This is a genomic window from Empedobacter sedimenti (genome assembly GCF_030005555.1).
In the GTDB taxonomy this organism is placed as follows: domain Bacteria; phylum Bacteroidota; class Bacteroidia; order Flavobacteriales; family Weeksellaceae; genus Empedobacter; species Empedobacter sedimenti.
On sequence record NZ_JASCQG010000006.1, the window covers coordinates 91,536 to 109,518 of the forward strand.

Annotated in this window: 12 protein-coding genes and 1 other RNA gene; 5 read left to right on the forward strand and 8 right to left on the reverse strand. The window is 33.4% G+C overall.

Features of this window, described 5'->3' with window-relative positions; genetic code table 11:
* Positions 1-13 precede the first annotated feature (13 nt).
* Entirely contained in the window at positions 14-2,761 is a 2,748-nt protein-coding gene (locus QHG34_RS07600; protein ID WP_282629610.1) for a TonB-dependent receptor domain-containing protein, read from the reverse strand.
* Between the two features lie 208 nt (positions 2,762-2,969).
* Between QHG34_RS07600 and QHG34_RS07605 the strand changes: the two genes are divergently transcribed.
* Both QHG34_RS07605 and QHG34_RS07610 read left to right on the forward strand, forming a co-directional pair.
* Entirely contained in the window at positions 2,970-3,650 is a 681-nt protein-coding gene (locus QHG34_RS07605; protein ID WP_282629611.1) for a response regulator transcription factor, read from the forward strand.
* Positions 3,651-3,920: 270 nt separating this feature from the next.
* Positions 3,921-4,688: a sensor histidine kinase gene (locus tag QHG34_RS07610; protein WP_282629612.1), complete on the forward strand. Its 768-nt coding sequence runs from the start codon at positions 3,921-3,923 to the stop codon at positions 4,686-4,688.
* On the opposite strand, the gene QHG34_RS07615 is transcribed toward QHG34_RS07610, so the two are convergent.
* Positions 4,685-5,092: a hypothetical protein gene (locus QHG34_RS07615; protein WP_282629613.1), complete on the reverse strand. Its 408-nt coding sequence runs from the start codon at positions 5,090-5,092 to the stop codon at positions 4,685-4,687. The two genes, QHG34_RS07610 and QHG34_RS07615, sit on opposite strands and share 4 nt — an antisense overlap.
* 109 nt (positions 5,093-5,201) lie before the next feature.
* Here QHG34_RS07615 and QHG34_RS07620 point away from each other — a divergent pair, with 109 nt between their 5' ends.
* Positions 5,202-8,219: a leucine--tRNA ligase gene (locus QHG34_RS07620; protein WP_282629614.1), complete on the forward strand. Its 3,018-nt coding sequence runs from the start codon at positions 5,202-5,204 to the stop codon at positions 8,217-8,219.
* A gap of 117 nt (positions 8,220-8,336) precedes the next feature.
* Here the strand turns inward: QHG34_RS07620 and QHG34_RS07625 are convergent, their stop codons facing one another.
* The 4 genes from QHG34_RS07625 to QHG34_RS07640 all read right to left on the reverse strand — a co-directional run bounded on the left by QHG34_RS07625 (position 8,337) and on the right by QHG34_RS07640 (position 13,733).
* Positions 8,337-10,673, reverse strand: coding sequence for a transglycosylase domain-containing protein (locus QHG34_RS07625; RefSeq protein WP_282629615.1), 2,337 nt, complete (start codon positions 10,671-10,673; stop codon positions 8,337-8,339).
* Positions 10,674-10,679: 6 nt separating this feature from the next.
* The gene (locus QHG34_RS07630; RefSeq protein WP_282629616.1) at positions 10,680-11,123 is read right to left on the reverse strand and encodes a gliding motility lipoprotein GldH; all 444 of its coding nucleotides are present in this window, start codon (positions 11,121-11,123) and stop codon (positions 10,680-10,682) included.
* A gap of 1 nt (position 11,124) precedes the next feature.
* Positions 11,125-12,777: a PSP1 domain-containing protein gene (ricT, locus tag QHG34_RS07635; protein WP_282629617.1), complete on the reverse strand. Its 1,653-nt coding sequence runs from the start codon at positions 12,775-12,777 to the stop codon at positions 11,125-11,127.
* An 86-nt stretch (positions 12,778-12,863) separates the two neighbouring features.
* Positions 12,864-13,733, reverse strand: coding sequence for an MBL fold metallo-hydrolase (locus tag QHG34_RS07640; protein WP_282629618.1), 870 nt, complete (start codon positions 13,731-13,733; stop codon positions 12,864-12,866).
* A 118-nt stretch (positions 13,734-13,851) separates the two neighbouring features.
* Here QHG34_RS07640 and gltX point away from each other — a divergent pair, with 118 nt between their 5' ends.
* On the forward strand, positions 13,852-15,360 hold the full coding sequence (gene gltX / locus QHG34_RS07645) for a glutamate--tRNA ligase (RefSeq protein WP_282629619.1): 1,509 nt from the start codon (positions 13,852-13,854) through the stop codon (positions 15,358-15,360).
* A gap of 53 nt (positions 15,361-15,413) precedes the next feature.
* Here the strand turns inward: gltX and QHG34_RS07650 are convergent, their stop codons facing one another.
* Positions 15,414-15,785, reverse strand: a complete 372-nt coding sequence (locus QHG34_RS07650) for a DUF779 domain-containing protein (protein ID WP_282629620.1) — start codon at positions 15,783-15,785, stop codon at positions 15,414-15,416.
* Positions 15,786-15,812: 27 nt separating this feature from the next.
* Positions 15,813-17,318: an aldehyde dehydrogenase family protein gene (locus QHG34_RS07655; RefSeq protein WP_282629621.1), complete on the reverse strand. Its 1,506-nt coding sequence runs from the start codon at positions 17,316-17,318 to the stop codon at positions 15,813-15,815.
* Between the two features lie 133 nt (positions 17,319-17,451).
* Here QHG34_RS07655 and ssrA point away from each other — a divergent pair.
* Positions 17,452-17,849: a transfer-messenger RNA gene (gene ssrA, locus QHG34_RS07660) on the forward strand.
* Positions 17,850-17,983: the final 134 nt, after the last annotated feature.

Genomic DNA, 17,983 nt, shown 5'->3' on the forward strand with positions numbered 1-17,983 from the left:
TGTTTGTTTTTAATTAAAATTGATAGTTAACAGATAAACCGAAGTTCATCCCTTTTTTATAGCTTAATGTTTTTACGTCACCGTTTAAGTTTTCTTGAACGCGATCAATCGTTGGATTTAAAAGGTTTTTAGCAGAGAAATTGATTCCGATATTTTTGTTCAATTTTGAACGTAAAATGAAGTCTAATGTGCTAAATCCTTTATCAACTTGATTACCTCTTGTTTCAGTTCCTAAAGCGTAAATACGATCAGAGAAATAGTTGTAAGCAACCGTTGTCATAATACTTGCACCATTACTCCATTTTTTAGAGTAAGATAAATCTGCATTTGTAATGAATTTTGAAGCTCCTGTAAACGAATCTTCTGCATTTGTAAAGTTCGTATTGATACGTTGTCCGTTGAACAATGTTTCGTTGTACACTTTCTCATCGTTTAACTCTTGATTAGAATACATGTAGGCTGCATTAAGACCAAAAGTTAACTGCTCTGGATTAGTTGTTTTGTTATCGATAATTGCTTTTCTTACCTCTAACTCAGCTCCAACAGCGTATCCCCAATCACCACTATTTACATAAGAAATATCATTTGATGATGAAGCAATTGTAGTTGTATTGATCGGATCTTGAATATATTTTCCGAAACCTCCTAACGATAAAACTTCTCCATTTTTAGGAAACCATTCCCATTTAATATCTGCATTATAGTTTGTAGATGGATATAACATTGGATTTCCGCGGAAAGTTTCAGTTACATCTTCGTAAACAAACATCGCTGTTTCTTTAAACTGTGGTAAAGTATATGTTTTTGACGTTGCGAAACGTAAGTTTTGATTTTCTGTTACTTTGTAACGTAACGCTAAACTTGGTAATAATTCGAATTGATCAAAAGAATTTTCTCCTTGAGATAAAGCTGTGTACCAATCAATACTTTGTTTAAGGTATTCTGCACGAACTCCTAAAACTGCAGTTAAGCGATCTGTAAAGTTATATTCAACTTCTGCAAAACCAACTTGTATATCTTTTTGTCCGTTATAAGTCTGAGAGCGGTAACCACCTCTACCATCCATATCAAATGTTTCGATTGTAAATAATCGATCTAATCCAAAGTTTGATTGATTGAAAACAGCATCCAAATTGTTAGGATCTACTTGAACACCACTTCTCGTAAGTTTTAAGTTAAATTGATTTGCTTCAAAATCTCTTTCTTTATGACGACCTTGGTAACCAATAGAGATTCTTGCTTTGTAATCTTTTAAATCACCACCTAAAACGAAGTTATACTCTAAGTTTGCAGAAATTTCGTTCTCATTTAAGTTTTGGAAGTAACGGTTACTTAACGAAGCATCCTGAGAAGCTAATGTGTATTGACCAGTCGTTCTATCTAAACGCATCGTGTTTTGTAAACGATCTGGCATATCTTGTTTCACTGTGTTGTAAGAAACACCCCAATGAAATTCAGATGTATCATTTAATTTGTGGTCACCTAACAATTGATTAACAAAAACTTGGTTTTTCTCGTATGTTCCACGACGAATAAACCCGTTGTTATCTTCTGCTAAATCACGAATAAATCCTTTATATTCTTGTAAAGATTGAGTTGTATTGTTAATAAAAATACTGTTTGCTCTTAATCTATTGTTTGGATTGAAATCATAATACAAATTCACCATACCTGTAGTATTTGTTGTATAGCTGTTTTTTGTATAATCATTAAATCCTTTTAAGTTATTTCCTTGTGCATCAACTGAACGAGCTAAACCATTTTCGATGCTTTGAGCCGAATTATCAAAAGAAGCTGTTGCAAAGAATCCAAATTTAGATCCATTATCAAATTTGAAACTTTTTCCTCCTTTTACATTAAATCCACCAGCTACAGCTGATTTAGATTGTGGATTGAAACTATTTTTGAAGTTATATCCAGAAATTGCGTTTGCAGGAATGTTTGTTTTTTGGAAACCAAACCAGTTTGGACCAGCTTGTAAATTGTAGTTTTTACTTGTAATTGCGTTTGAATTTAAATTCAAATTAGTTCCAATTTCAAATAAACCTTTTCCTTCGTATAATTTTGAAGCAATGTCAATATTCGCACCTCCAAAATCTGCCATCATACGTACGTTAAATGTTTTACTTAACGAGATATAATCGATCACATCTGTAGGAAATAAATCTAACTTAATGTTTTTATTACTCGGATTTTCTGATGGTATTGGTAAACCATTTAAAGAAGTATAGTTATAACGATCTCCTAAACCGCGAACAAATACATCACCTGTACCTTCTTGTTTTGTAACTCCGGCCATTTTTGCAACAGCAGAAGCCGCATCACTTACACCTTTACGCTCTAATTCTACAGATCCAATATTCTCAACCATCTTAACAGATTTTTTCTGCATGCTCAATAAATTCGCTTCAGATGATTTGTTTTTTGTTGCAGTTACAACAGCTGTAGATAAATCAATATTACTAATATCAGCTGGCTGTAAATAAAGATTATACGTATTAGAGTCAGTTAAACTTTGTGTGATTGTTTGATATCCATCAACCTTAATATCTAATTGGTAAGTATCATCTGGAACTGAGATTTCGTAATGACCTTTTTCATCTGTTTTAGCAGTAATATTTAAACCTTCTACTGTAAATGTTTTACCAGCGATTGGTTGGTTTGATTTTTGATCAAATAATGTTCCTTCTAATTTAATATCAGTTTGCGCAAATAATGCTGCTGATCCTAATAATAAAAGTAAAGTTAAATTGCGTTTCATTGCTATAAAATAATTCGTGTTTGTTTGCTTGCAAAGTTGTGGCAATCGGATGAGAATGATTTTTATAAATTGTAAAGGTTTTGTTAGAGAATTGTTATCAAATTGTCGTAATTTTAAATGAATGTTAAGAAATGATTTCAGCTGTATTCTCGTAAGATTTAAGCTTAATTTTACATCAGCTAAATTTTTTTAGTTATTACAAACAATTATGAAGAACATTAAGATTTTATTAGTAGACGATGAACCAGATATCTTAGAGTTTATTGGATACAACTTAAAAAAAGAAGGTTTTGAGATCGAAACAGCTCAAAACGGTATCGAAGGACTAAAACAAGCCAAAATTTTTCGCCCAGACTTAATTCTATTAGATGTCATGATGCCACAAATGGACGGGATGGAGATGTGTGCTGAGCTGAGAAAATTAGATTCTTTTAAAGATACTTTAGTTGTTTTTCTTTCTGCACGTGCCGAAGATTTTTCTCAATTAGCAGGTTACGATGCTGGTGCAAATGATTATATTTTAAAACCAATCAAACCAAAAGTTTTAATTTGTAAACTAAATGCCTTACTTAAATTAAAACAACCAAACGAAACACCAAAAGACGAGTTTATTAAACTGAATAATTTCGAAATTAATCGCGAAACATATAAAGTAAACTATCAAGGTGAAGATTTCTTATTACCACGTAAAGAATTTGAATTAATCGCTCTTTTAGCTTCTAATCCAGAACGTGTTTTCAAACGTGAAGAAATTTTAGAGAAAGTTTGGGGAAATGAAGTTGTTGTTGGCGGACGTACAATTGACGTACATATGCGTAAACTTCGAGAAAAATTTGGAAACGATCGCTTTTCTACTATCAAAGGTATTGGTTACAAAATAAATGATTAAAAGCTGCTAATGGCTTCAACGTTCAAAGTCCAAAATATATTCCTTTATGCTCTTTTAAGCACACTTTTTTTAGCTTTAGGTTTTGTTTTGTTCTCTTTTTTATGGTTTGGAAATATTAATTTTATTCTCCAAGAAAAAATATTTTTTTGCGGATTATTCCTTTTTCTTTTAATTGGTTTAACTGCAATGTATTGGTTTTTTTTAAAAAATCAACGACGTCGAGATTTTACTGAAATCTCAAAAAACATTCCTCAATTTCAATCGAATAATATGGATTTTGAGGAATTATCCCAAAAAATTTCCACAATTACAGAAGATCAATCCAAAGAAATTGATGTTTTAAACGAAAGAGAAAATTACCGAAGAGATTTTTTGGGTAATATTTCGCACGAATTAAAAACACCTCTTTTTTCTGTACAAGGTTATTTATTAACATTGATAGAAGGTGGAGTGGAAGATGAGTCTATTCGTGATAAGTATTTAAACCGAATCAATAAATCGGTTGATCGTTTGATTTATCTGGTAAAAGATTTGGACATGATTGCAGAGCTAGAGCGTGGTCGTATAAACATAGAGTTTACAACGTTTAATTTGACTGCTTTGGTGCAAGATGTTATCGATTTACTTGAAATTAAAGCAGAAAAAAATAACATCAGACTTTCTCTTAATTATCCTATTCATCAACCTATAAAAGTGGTTGGTGATATTCAGAAAATACAACAAGTGCTGATTAATTTAATCGTTAATGCGATTAATTACTCTAATCCAAATACTGAAGTTGTGATTGATTTTGATGATTTTGATGATAAAATACAAGTCTCAATCAAAGATCAAGGTGTTGGAATAAAACAAGAAGATCTTGACCGTGTTTTTGAACGTTTTTATCGTGTTGATAAATCTAGAAATCGTAACAATGGTGGTTCTGGACTTGGTTTAGCAATCGTAAAACACATCTTAGAGGCACATAAACAAAAAATATATGTAAGTAGTAAAGTAGGAAAAGGATCTACCTTTTCTTTCTATTTACAGAAAGTTTAATAAACTTTTTTCTTCGTAAACTTTAGGGTTACATTGTGTTTAAAGACTTTCAAAGTATCATTTTTAGCCTCTTTCCAAATATAATAAGGAGGCTTCACATTCAAAATACAACCTTTATCTGTTAAAGAGTCTGCCATCAAATCGGCATACAAAATTGTATCATTTTTGATGAATTTATCATTTTTATAATCAATCAAAAAATATTCTTTCTTTAAATATAACGGATCTTTTATACGCAAAGTAGAATCTTTTTCATCCAAATTCCATTTGATTAAAGTTGGGCTAAAACTATCTTCATATCCAACAAAAACACGTGTAGTGTTGACCAAATGGCGAACAGAAAGGAGTAACGCAACAAAAAAGACGACTACACCAAGGTAGTAAATGATTAATTCTTTTTTCATGGATTAGTTTAGGGGTTGTGTATTAATGTACAAATATCGCTAATCTAACCTAAAAGATACATAAAAAATGTAAATTTGCATTAATTTAATTTTAATATAACCCTCAGTAATGCAATACAATCCGAATGAAATCGAACCAAAATGGCAAAAATTTTGGATCGAAGACAAGACGTTCAAGGCTGATAATCAATCAGAAAAACCGAAATTTTACGTATTAGATATGTTTCCTTATCCATCTGGTGCTGGCTTACACGTAGGTCATCCACTTGGGTATATCGCGTCAGATATTTATTCTCGTTACAAACGTTTAAAAGGATTTAATGTTTTACATCCAATGGGTTACGATTCGTTTGGATTACCTGCAGAGCAGTATGCAATACAGACTGGCCAGCATCCTGCGATTACAACAACTACGAATATTGAAGGTGGTGTTGATAAGCAAGGAAATGAAATTGCAGGTTACGAAAACCAAATGAAAAAAATTGGTTTGGGATACGATTGGGATCGCGAAATCAGAACTTCTGAGCCTGAATATTATAAATGGACTCAATGGATTTTTAATCAATTATTTGATTCATATTATGATAATTCAACTGATAAAGCTGAATCAATTTCTAAATTAGTTGAAACTTTCAAAACTGAAGGTAATGCTAACGTAGACGTTGTTGCTGACGATGATATCGAAATCTTTACAGCTGAACAATGGAATGCTTATTCAGAAAAAGAACAACAAGCTATTTTATTAAAATATCGTTTAACATTCTTAGCAGAAGCAGAAGTAAACTGGTGTCCAGATTTAGGAACTGTTTTAGCGAATGATGAGGTGATTAATGGATTATCAGAGCGTGGAGGTTTCCCTGTTGTGCGCAAAAAAATGACACAATGGATGATGCGTATCACGGCTTATGCAGATCGTTTGTTAACTGGTTTGGATAAATTAGATTGGCCAGATCCAATCAAAGAATCGCAAAAAAACTGGATTGGTAAATCGCAAGGAGCTTCAATCTTTTTTGATGTTGATGGATATGCAGATAAAATTGAGGTTTTTACAACTCGTCCTGATACTGTTTTCGGCGTTTCTTATGTTACTTTAGCACCAGAACATCCTTTGGTTTCTCAAATTACAACAGCTGAGCACAAAGCGAAAGTTGATGCTTATGTCGATTATACTTCAAAACGTTCAGAAAGAGATCGTTTGGCTGATGCAAAAAATATTACAGGTGAATTTACAGGCGCTTATGCTATTCATCCTTTCACAGGAAAACAAGTTCCGATTTGGATTGGTGATTATGTCTTAGCTTCTTACGGAACGGGTGCTGTAATGGCTGTTCCTGCTGGTGATGAGCGTGATTTTGCTTTTGCGAATCATTTCAACTTACCAATTATTAATATTTTCAAAGGACAAGATATTTCTGAAACTGCTTTTACAGAAAAAGGCGGTTTCGAATTACAAGATTCTGATTTCTTAAATGGATTAGATTATAAACAAGCAGTTGCAAAAGCAATTGAAGCGTTAGAAGAAAAAGGTTTTGGACAAGGAAAAACAAACTTCCGTTTACGCGAAGCTGTTTTCTCTCGTCAACGTTATTGGGGAGAACCAGTTCCGGTTTATTTCAAAGATGAAATGCCATATACAATTCCAACTGCTGCATTACCAATTATTTTACCAGAAGTTGACGAATATTTACCAACGAAAGATGGTGAACCACCATTGGGACGTGCGACAAAATGGGCTTTTGATACAACAACAAACGAAGTTGTAGACAATAGTTTAATCAACAATGAAACGATTTTCCCTATCGAATTGAATACTATGCCAGGTTGGGCAGGTTCTTCTTGGTATTGGTTACGTTATATGGATGCGAAAAATGACAACGAATTTGTGTCTAAGGAAGCAGTTGATTATTGGCAAAATGTCGATTTGTACATGGGTGGATCTGAGCATGCAACTGGTCACTTGTTGTATTCTCGTTTTTGGCAAAAATTCTTGTTCGATAAAGGTTTAGTTCCGACTGATGAGTATGCAAAAAAACTGATTAACCAAGGAATGATTTTGGGAATGAGTGCGTTTGCTTATCGTATAAACTTAAAATTTGATCCAAATGGAGCAAATCTTCTTAACGATGGACCATTTCCAACTTTTTTCATTTCAAAAAACATAATAGATAAATATATAGATTCGAATAGAGATAATCCTTTACGTAGAGATTTTAGTATTTTGGGTGAAAAAATTTCAACTATTATAAATTCCAGAATAAATAATAAATATGGAATAATGAATGATTCTATCACTTTTTCTGGAATACATGTCGATGTTAATATGTTGAAAGATGGAGGAGACGAATTAGATACAGAGAAATTCAAAGCATGGAGAGAAGATTTCGCAAATGCAGAATTTATCTTAGAAGATGGTAAATACATCACAGGACGCGAAGTTGAAAAGATGTCAAAATCTTACTACAATGTCTTGAATCCAGATGATATTTGTGAACAATACGGAGCAGATTCATTGCGTCTATATGAAATGTTCTTAGGTCCAGTTGAACAATCAAAACCATGGAATACGCAAGGAATTTCTGGAGTTTATTCATTCTTAAAGAAATTCTGGAAATTGTATCATTCAGGAGCAGAAGAAACATTCTTCATTTCTGATGAAGAGCCAACTAAAGAAGAAATGAAAGTGTTGCATCAAACTATCAAAAAGGTGGATGAAGATGTAAATAATTTCTCTTTCAATACGTCTGTTTCTACTTTTATGATTGCTGCAAACGAATTAGGAAAATTAAAAACAACTAAACGAGCAATTTTAGAGCCTTTGGCAATTATTATTTCGCCTTATGCGCCACATATTGCAGAAGAATTATGGGCGAAATTAGGACATGAAACTTCTATTGCAAATGCAGATTTCCCTGCTTTCGAAGAAAAATGGTTGGTTGCAGATGCAAAAGAATATCCAGTTTCTTTCAATGGTAAAATGAAATTCTTGTTAGAATTACCTTTATCGTTATCGAAAGATGAAATTCAGGATATTGTAATGAAAGATGAACGAACAATCAAACAATTAGGTGATCGTACTCCAAAGAACGTCATTATTGTTCCAGGAAAGATTATTAATATCGTAGGATAGTTCTTATTAAGATATATACTAGAATCCGTTTAGCAAGACTAAACGGATTTTTTTATTTCCTTATTTTGAGAAATTGATGCATATAAAAACCACTCAATGTTGAGTGGTTTTAAATTATTATTGACCTTCTTCTTCAGGTATTTCATAGTTTTCACCGACGCTTTCGCTTCCGCTACCTTCTATAATTGGACCTGGATCGTAGATTTGATCATATTGATGGAATCCATATGTATTTGAACAATCCCAATGTTTCTCAATATCTTTTGGCTTCTCAAACTTATCACTTTGTGTTACGCCAAATTTACCTCCTTCTTTGTATACGCCTTGCATATAGTAAGCCCAAATAGGCATAGCTGTATTAGCTCCCTGTCCTGTTGCTGTACTTTCGAAGTGAGCAAAACGGTCTTCTGCACCAACCCAAACACCTGTTACCAAGTTTGGAGTAAGTCCCATAAACCAACCATCGGAGTTTTCGTTTGTTGTACCTGTTTTACCAGCGATTTCTGCTGTCATACCATAACGATTTCTAAGACGTGCACCAGAACCTCTGTCTACAACACCTTTCATTAAATCAATCATTGTATAAGCAACATTTTCGTTTACAACTTCGCGTGTTTTTGGCGTATAGTCACGAATTACTTTACCTTGTTTATCTTCTATTCTTAAAATTAACTGAGGTTTAATATAAATACCACCATTTGCAAAAGCGCTCATTGCTCCAACCATTTCATATAATGATAAATCAGCAGAACCTAAAGCAATTGTAGGGTCGTTTATAATTGGAGATTCAACTCCTAGATCTCGAGTCATTTGAATAACAGGTTCTGTACCTGTTTGCATAATCAAACGAGCTGCAACAATATTAGTAGAATAAGCTAAAGCTGTTCTCAAATCTTGAGATCCACCATATCGACCATTAGCATTACGAGGAGACCATTTACCTGGTATTCTCTCATTAGATACAGTATGACAAGGCGTTAATCCTAATTGATTAATTGCTGTTGCATAAACAAATGGCTTGAAAGTAGAACCAACCTGACGACGCGCTTGTTTTACGTGGTCAAATTTGAAATAATTCCAATCTATTCCGCCAACCCAAGCTTTAATCGTACCATCTTTAGGGTCCATCGACATTAAACCAGCTTGTAAAATATGTTTGTGGTACTCAATAGAGTCCATTAACGTTTTTCCTTTTTTGTATTGAATACCATTCCAAGTAAAGAATTGTACAGAATCACGAGGTGTATTGAAAATAGTCTCGATTTCGGCTTCTGATTTTCCTTCTGCCTTCATTTTCTTAAACAAATCAGTACGTTGCATTGCTTGTTTAAAGATTCTTGTTCTTTTATCAGCAGATACATTGTAAAATGGTGCTAAACTACGACCACGTTGCTCTCCAAAAAATTGATCTTGTAAAACTTTTAATTGTTTTTTTACAGCTTCTTCTGCAAGAGTTTGCATTCTAGAGTCTAATGTTACATAGATTTTAAGACCATCTTTCTCTAAATTATATGATTTTCCAGTTTCTTTTTCGTATTCAACCATCCAATCCGTGATTTCTTTACGTAAAGCTGTCTTGAAATAAGCTGAATGCGAATCATCAGTTTTCATGATGTCTTGCTTATCTGTAACCAATGGAGTTGCTTTAGCAGCTTCTCCTTCAGCCTGAGAAATTTTATTGTATTTCATCATTTGATCCAATACAAGATTTCTTTTTTCTGTAGATAATGCAGGATTTTTTATTGGATTAAATTTCACAGGGTTTTGAAACATAGAAACCAATGTTGCAGCTTCATCAAGGTTTAATTCTTTTGTTGTTTTATTGAAATAAACTTTTGATGCAGATTCGATACCTTTTGCGCCATATATAAAGTCGAATTTATTGAAATACATTGCAATAATTTCTTCTTTTGTATATAATTTTTCTAATTGAACAGATGTTACCCATTCTTTTAACTTCTGTAAACCACGTTTTACTTTGTTAGAAGAAGGATCTTTTGTATACAATTGTTTTGCTAATTGCTGTGTAATAGTAGAACCACCACCTGACTCACCACCTGAAGAAATTGCACGGAATGCAGCTTTGATGTCGACTCCTGAGTGTTCAAAATAACGAACATCTTCTTTTGCTAACAAAGCATCTACCAAATGCGGAGGTAAATCTTTATAGTCTACTGGTGTTCTACGCTCTGCTTCAAAACGGTCAAGTAAAACACCATCAGAAGAAATAATTTCTGATGAAACATAAATATCAGGGTTTTCTAAGTCGCGAACATTAGGTATTTCACCTAACCATCCGTTAGATGTAGCCCAAAAAATTCCGAAAATACCCAATATACCAGCAAAAAATAATACCCAAATAGTGACGATTATTTTTTTAACTAATGAAAAGCTATTGAACTTCTTTTTTGCTTTAGAAGTAGTGCTTGTTTTAGGATTGTTATTGTTTTCCATTTTTTATTATTCAGCTTTATCAACAATCAAACTAATGTCTTCGATTCCTTTTAAATTTTTAGTTCGCATACCTTGCCAAATCTTTAGCTGATAGCGACCAGAATCTTTAATCGGTAATTTTTCTCGATAAACCAACATCATTTCTTTTGTAGTCATTCCTTTACCAATCGAACTTCCATCAGGATTTGCGATGTAATACTGTAAGGTATCAATCATTTCATTTCCTTTAGGATCGATGAATTTTGTGAACAAATATAAGTTACTATATTCATACGACGTATTATTTCTTAAGACAAATCCAATGTTAACAGCCGCAGGTTTAGGATCTTTTACATCAAACGTAAAGGTTTGAGGTTGATTACTTTTCCATTGGTCTTTTACATTTTTTGTGTCTTGATAATAATGTTTTGCTTCGCAGCTAAACAATAAAACGACAAAAATAAAAAGCAAGCTACTCTTGCGTATTATCTGGTTTTGGCCCACGATTAAATCTTTTTTTATTTCGATTCTTCGATTTATTTGGATTCGGTTGAGCATTATTTGGATTCTCTCCCGAAGCATTTGCTTTTGGTTCAGCAGGTTGATTATTATTCTGCTGAGGTTGTTTTTTTGGTTGTTGACTTGACTGATTAGCCTGATTATTTTGTTGGCTATTGTTGTTCGGATTATTCGGTTTTCGTTTTTGCTGATTACGATTGCGATTATTTCCTTGCGGCTTTTGCTGATCAGTATTTGGTTGAGCTTGTTGCTCTTTTGCCTGAGTTGGCTGTTGCTTTTCTCTAGGCTGATTTTGTTGATTCTGATTCGAATTTTTATTCGGTCTATTTTGATTATTCTTTTTAGACTGATTAGGATTCTTTCCTTGTTTATTTTCAGGACGACTTGCTTGATCTTTTCGCTCATTTGGCTGCTTTGGTTTAGCCTGTTGAGGTCGTTGATTATTCGCATTCGCTGCAACTTTTTCGTTTCCAGAATTAGTATTGTTTTTAATTCTTTTACGTTTTTTGTTTTGCTTTTCTTTACGTTCAAAACGCTCTAAAGAATCTTCGCCAATTACATCTGTAAAATCTGGTTTAGATTCTTCTACATTTTTAGCCAAGTCCTCTAAAGGTTCAGTTTTTTGACCTTTAGCTGTTATCGCTAAAAATTCTTGAATATCGTCTACCGAAAATTTGTACCAAACAATTCCTCCTTTATCATAAGCAAACCACATTTCTTTCTTGAAAACGTCGATTTTGACACAATGTGCCCAACCTTTTTCAGTTTCGAAACGGCTTTCCATTGACGGAAAACTATTTAATGCATCTAAATATGAATCTAATTCAAAATTTAAACAACATTTTAACTTACCACATTGTCCAGCTAACTTTTGAGAGTTAATTGACAATTGTTGATAACGTGCCGCAGCAGTGCTCACAGAGCGGAAATCTGTTAACCAAGTTGAACAACACAATTCGCGTCCACATGATCCAATTCCTCCAACTTTTGCTGCTTCTTGACGATATCCGATTTGTTTCATCTCAATTCTTACGCCAAACTTACCTGCGTATTCTTTGATTAATTGACGGAAATCGACACGTCCTTCTGCTGTATAATAAAATGTAACTTTCGCTCCATCTCCTTGGTACTCAACATCACAAATTTTCATTTCCAAATTAAGATTTTTAGCCATAATTCGAGAATCAACCATTGTTTGTTTTTCTCTGTCACGAAACTCTTGCCAAGTTTCGATATCTTTTTGGTTCGCTTTGCGATAAACCTTTTTGACATCTTCCGCAGTCCACGAAAGATTCTTCTTTTTCATCTGGATTCTAACAAGCTCACCCGTAAGTGTAACAACCCCAATATCATGACCAGGTGTTCCTTCAACAGCGATTACATCGCCAATATTTAGAGATATGTTGTTTTCGTTTTTATAATAAAACTTTCGATCGTTTTTGAAACGAACTTCCACAAAATTGAACTTTTCTTGTCCATTTGGAAGTTGCATATTCGATAACCAATCAAAAACTGATAATTTTCCACAACCATCAGTGCCACAAGCACCATTATTGTTACATCCTTTCGGAAGGCCACTAGAAGTTCCACAAGATCCACATCCCATGCTTCTATAATTTTTTTAAATGACAACACAAAGGTATGAAAATATTTTTCTGAATTTGTGAAATCATTTTTGTTAAGATTACGATTTTATATTGAATCAAAAACTTCTGAAAATGAATAAGTTTGATCTAATCTTACACCTTTTTCGGTCATTTTTAATGTTGCTAATTCGTTCACATGATCGTGTTCGAAAAATAAAATATACTCATTTTCTACGGCTTTTTGTAAAAAATCTCCTTTTTCTTCTAAAGTTATTAAAGGACGAGTATCATATCCAATTACATAAATTAGTGGGATATGTCCTACAGTAGGGATTAAATCTGCGATGTAAACAATTTTTTTGCCTTTATATGTAATGATTGGCAACATTTGTTTTTCGGTATGTCCGTCTACAAATAAAATATCAAAACCGAGTGGAGAATTTTCTAAAATTGTTCCATTTTGAGGTAAATCAATCAAATTAAGTTGTCCACTTTCTTGTAGAGGTAAAATATTTTCTTTCAGGAAAGATGCTTTTTCACGAGGATTTGGATTCACTGCCCAATCCCAATGATTCGCATTTGACCAAAATTTTGCGTTTTTGAATGAAGCTTCTAAATAATCTTTCTCTTTGTTGTATTGAATTGCGCCACCACAATGATCAAAATGTAAATGCGTCAAGAAAACATCTGTAATATCATCGCGATGAAAACCATGTTTGGCTAAAGAATTATCCAAAGTAGCATCGCCCCATAAATAATAAAAACCAAAGAATTTTGCATCTTGTTTAGTTCCTATTCCTGTATCAATCAATATTAATCTTTCGCTATCTTCGATTAATAGACATCTCATGGCAAGATCTATTAAATTTCTATCATCAGCAGGATTGGTTTTATTCCAAATCGATTTTGGTACAATTCCGAACATGGCACCGCCATCTAATTTAAAACTTCCTGTTTCTATTGTATATAATTTCATTTTTATGTGGTTTTATTTTGTTGAATTTTTGTTTTACGAAGATAAAAAATAGAATATTATTTAAAATAAATATCTATTATAGAATTGAACGACTTAAATTTGCAAAAATTTTGATACAATGGCAAAAGAAGTTCGTGTAAGATTTGCGCCAAGTCCAACAGGTGCGTTACACATCGGAGGAGTCCGTACTGCGTTATACAATTATCTTTTCGCAAAACATAATAACGGAAAATTCTTATTAAGAATAGAGGATACAGACCAAACACGTTATGTGGAAGGTGCTGAACAATATATTATCGATTCGTTAAAATGGTTAGGCTTAACTCCTGATGAAGGTGTTGGTTTTGGTGGAGATTTAGGTTCTTACCGTCAATCAGAGCGTAAAGAAATCTACCAACAATATGTAGACGAATTATTAGCTTTTGGAAATGCATATTATGCGTTTGATACAGCAGAAGAATTAGATGCTGCGCGTGCAAAAGCAGAAGAAAATAAAGAAACATTTATTTATAACTGGTCAACAAGAGGAAAGTTGAAAAACTCTTTATCATTGACGGAAGATGAAACAAAAGCTTTAATTGAGAATGGAACGCCTTATGTGATTCGTTTCAAAATTGATGATTCTCGTACGGTTTTATTGGATGATATGATTCGTGGAAAAATCACGATTGATGCAGCAACTTTAGATGATAAAGTTTTGTTTAAATCTGATGGAATGCCGACGTATCACTTAGCTAATATTGTAGACGATCATTTGATGGGAATTTCTCACGTAATTCGTGGAGAAGAATGGTTACCATCAATGGCTTTACACGAATTATTGTATGATGCATTTGGTTGGGAAGCGCCTCGTTTCGCACATTTACCATTAATCCTAAAACCAGAAGGAAAAGGAAAATTAAGCAAACGTGATGGAGATAAACACGGATTTCCAGTTTTCCCAATGGAATGGAAAACAGAAGAAGGAATTGCAAAAGGATACAAACAAGAAGGTTATTTCCCAGATGCAGTATTGAATATGTTAGCTTTATTGGGGTGGAATTCTGGAACTGATCAAGAGATTTTTACAATGGAAGAATTGATTCAATTATTTTCATTAGAAAAAGTTTCAAAATCAGGAGCACGTTTTTCTCCAGAAAAAGCAACTTGGTTTAATCATCAATATTTACAACAAAAATCTGTTGAAGAATTATTACCATCTTTCGAAGAAGTTTTAAAAGAAAACGGAATCGAAGCGAATCCAGCTTTAGATGTAAAAGTGGTTGAATTGTTAAAAGAAAGAGCAAACTTTGTAAAAGATATTTTCGAACAAGGTCAATTCTTTTATATAGCTCCTTCTACTTACGACGAAAAAGCAGCTAAAAAAGCTTGGAAAGATGATTCTAAAGAGATTTTAGGAAAATTTGTTGACGTTTTAAATTCATCAGAGTTTACGTCAGAAATTTTACACGATGCAATGGCAGAATTTGTTACAACGCAAGAAATTGGATTTGGAAAAATCGGAATGCCTTTACGTCTTAGTTTAGTTGGTGCTTTACAAGGACCAGATGTTCCTGTAATTATGGCAACTTTAGGAAAAGAGGAAACGATTGCGCGTATCAACAAAGCGATTGAAGTTTTAGGATAAAATTATTTCTATCATAAATAAGAAAGCCATTTGCATTGCAAATGGCTTTTCTGTTATAAATTGATTTTGACTTCGTCTAATTGATTAACTTCATCTTGAGAGAATATTCGATAATTGACTTTAAATGTTTTGCCAAGTGGAACTTCTAACGAAAAACCTCCTGCGCCAATTGCATCAATCACATCTAATTCGAAATGTGCATGTTTCCAATATTCGAACAAATCTTTGTCAATCCAAAATTCAACTCCATCAATTTCTCCAATGCAAACATCTTTGTATCGAAGATAAAATTCTCCTTTTCTGAAACATTGCGGTTGCGTTCCTTCACAGCAACCTCCTGCTTGATAAAGCATTAAATCGCCATGTTTTGCTTTTAATTCATTCAATAAATTAATTGCTTTTTCTGTTGCATCAACACGTTTCATTTTTTGAGATTTTAATTAATTATTGATTTAGAAGAAACCTAATTTCTTTTTGCTGTAAGAAACTAACATATTTTTAGTTTGACGGTAATGGTCTAACATCATTTTGTGGTTTTCACGTCCGATACCAGATTGTTTATAACCTCCGAAAGGCGCTCCAGCAGGATAACTATGATATTGATTAACCCAAACACGACCAGCCTGAATAGCACGTGGAACTTGATACAACTGATGAGCATCACGCGTCCAAACACCAGCTCCTAAACCATAAATTGTGTCATTTGCGATTTCTATTGCTTCTGCTTCATCTTTGAAAGTTGTAACAGCTAATACAGGTCCAAAAATTTCTTCTTGGAAAACACGCATTTTGTTATGTCCTTTAAATAACGTTGGTTTGATGTAATATCCGTTTTCGATGTCTCCTTCCAAATGATTTGCATCTCCACCAGTTAATAATTCGGCACCTTCTTCTTTTCCTAAATTAATATAACTTAAAATTTTGTCATATTGAATTTGAGAAGCTTGTGCACCAATCATTGTTTCAGGATCAAGAGGGTTACCTGCTTTTATTGCATTTACACGCTCTACAACTCGCGCAATAAATTTATCATAAATAGATTCTTGAATCAATAAACGTGAAGGACATGTACAAATTTCTCCTTGATTAAGAGCAAATAATACTGCACCTTCAATTGCTTTGTCTAAGAAATCATCATCATGATCCATTACAGATTCGAAGAATACATTAGGCGATTTTCCTCCCAATTCTAACGTTACTGGAATAATATTTTCTGTTGCATATTGCATCACGAAACGCCCTGTAGCTGTAGATCCTGTAAATGCAGCTTTCGATACTTTAGGATTTGTCACCAATGCGCGACCTAATTCTCCACCGAAACCATTTACAATATTAACAACTCCTGGAGGTAATAAATCTCCAATTAATTCGAATAAATATAAAATCGAGATAGGAGTAGATTCAGCAGGTTTTAAAACTACACAGTTTCCAGCAGCCAAAGCAGGAGCTAATTTCCAAACAGCCATCAAAATTGGGAAGTTCCAAGGAATAATTTGCGCCACAACACCAATTGGTTCGTGAACAATGATAGATACAGTATCTTTATCTAACTCGTTAATAGACCCTTCTTCTGCACGAATTACCGAAGCAAAATATCTGAAATGATCTATTGCCAAAGGAATATCAGCATTTAAGGTTTCGCGAACTGGTTTACCATTGTCGTAAGTTTCTACAGCAGCAATATCTTGTAAATTTTGCTCCATACGATCCGCGATTCTATTCAGAATAATACTACGCTCTGTTGCTGATGTTTGACTCCACGTCTTGAATGCTTCATGAGCTGCGTCAACAGCTTTAGTCAAATCTTCTTCAGTTGAATGAGCAGCTTTTGTAAAAACTTTTCCTGTAAGAGGAGTAATTACATCAAAATATTTTCCTTGAGTAGGAGGAGTAAATTGACCATTAATGTAATTGTAGTACTGATTTTTGAAAGTAGGTACGTTAACTAAGTTTGCCATGATTTTAAAATTTTTGATTTTTTCTAAGATACTTCTTTTAAACCAGCAAATATGTTTAAGAAAAGTTAATTCTAATTGGTATAATATTTGTACATTTGGCATCCGTTAATAATTGATTGACAACTTACTTTAAGGGGCTGACTGGTTTTGACAGCAGGGCCAATGGGTAAGTAAGCATGCAGTGATAGGTTGTGTACTCACTTTAATCAGGCACTTCAACTTTTTAACTGGCAACGAAGAGTACGCTTTAGCTGCATAATTCTGAATTTTAGTAAGAATACGCCACGTCTATACTAGGTATAGAAGCTGAATGTCCCTCAAAAGCCTTGACTTACGGCGTTTGATACAGGGACACGGGAAAGTAAGAATAGGAACCTTAGTGCATCGGATAGGTTTCGAGATTTAAGATGATAAGCGGTTGACAGAGTGTTTATTCTCAGGATATCGTCGAAAATTAATAATAAACTAAGCATGTAGAAAGCTTATTTGTTGCTTGTTTGGACGCGGGTTCGAATCCCGCCAGCTCCACAACTTTAAATGTTACTAGTTATGTAACCATTATAAAACCTTCAATTTTAGGAGGTTTTATATTTTTATAAAAATTCTTCTATTAACAACTATTAAATTTTCCATCCGTTTTTCCATCCGTTTTTGTATTTTTATAA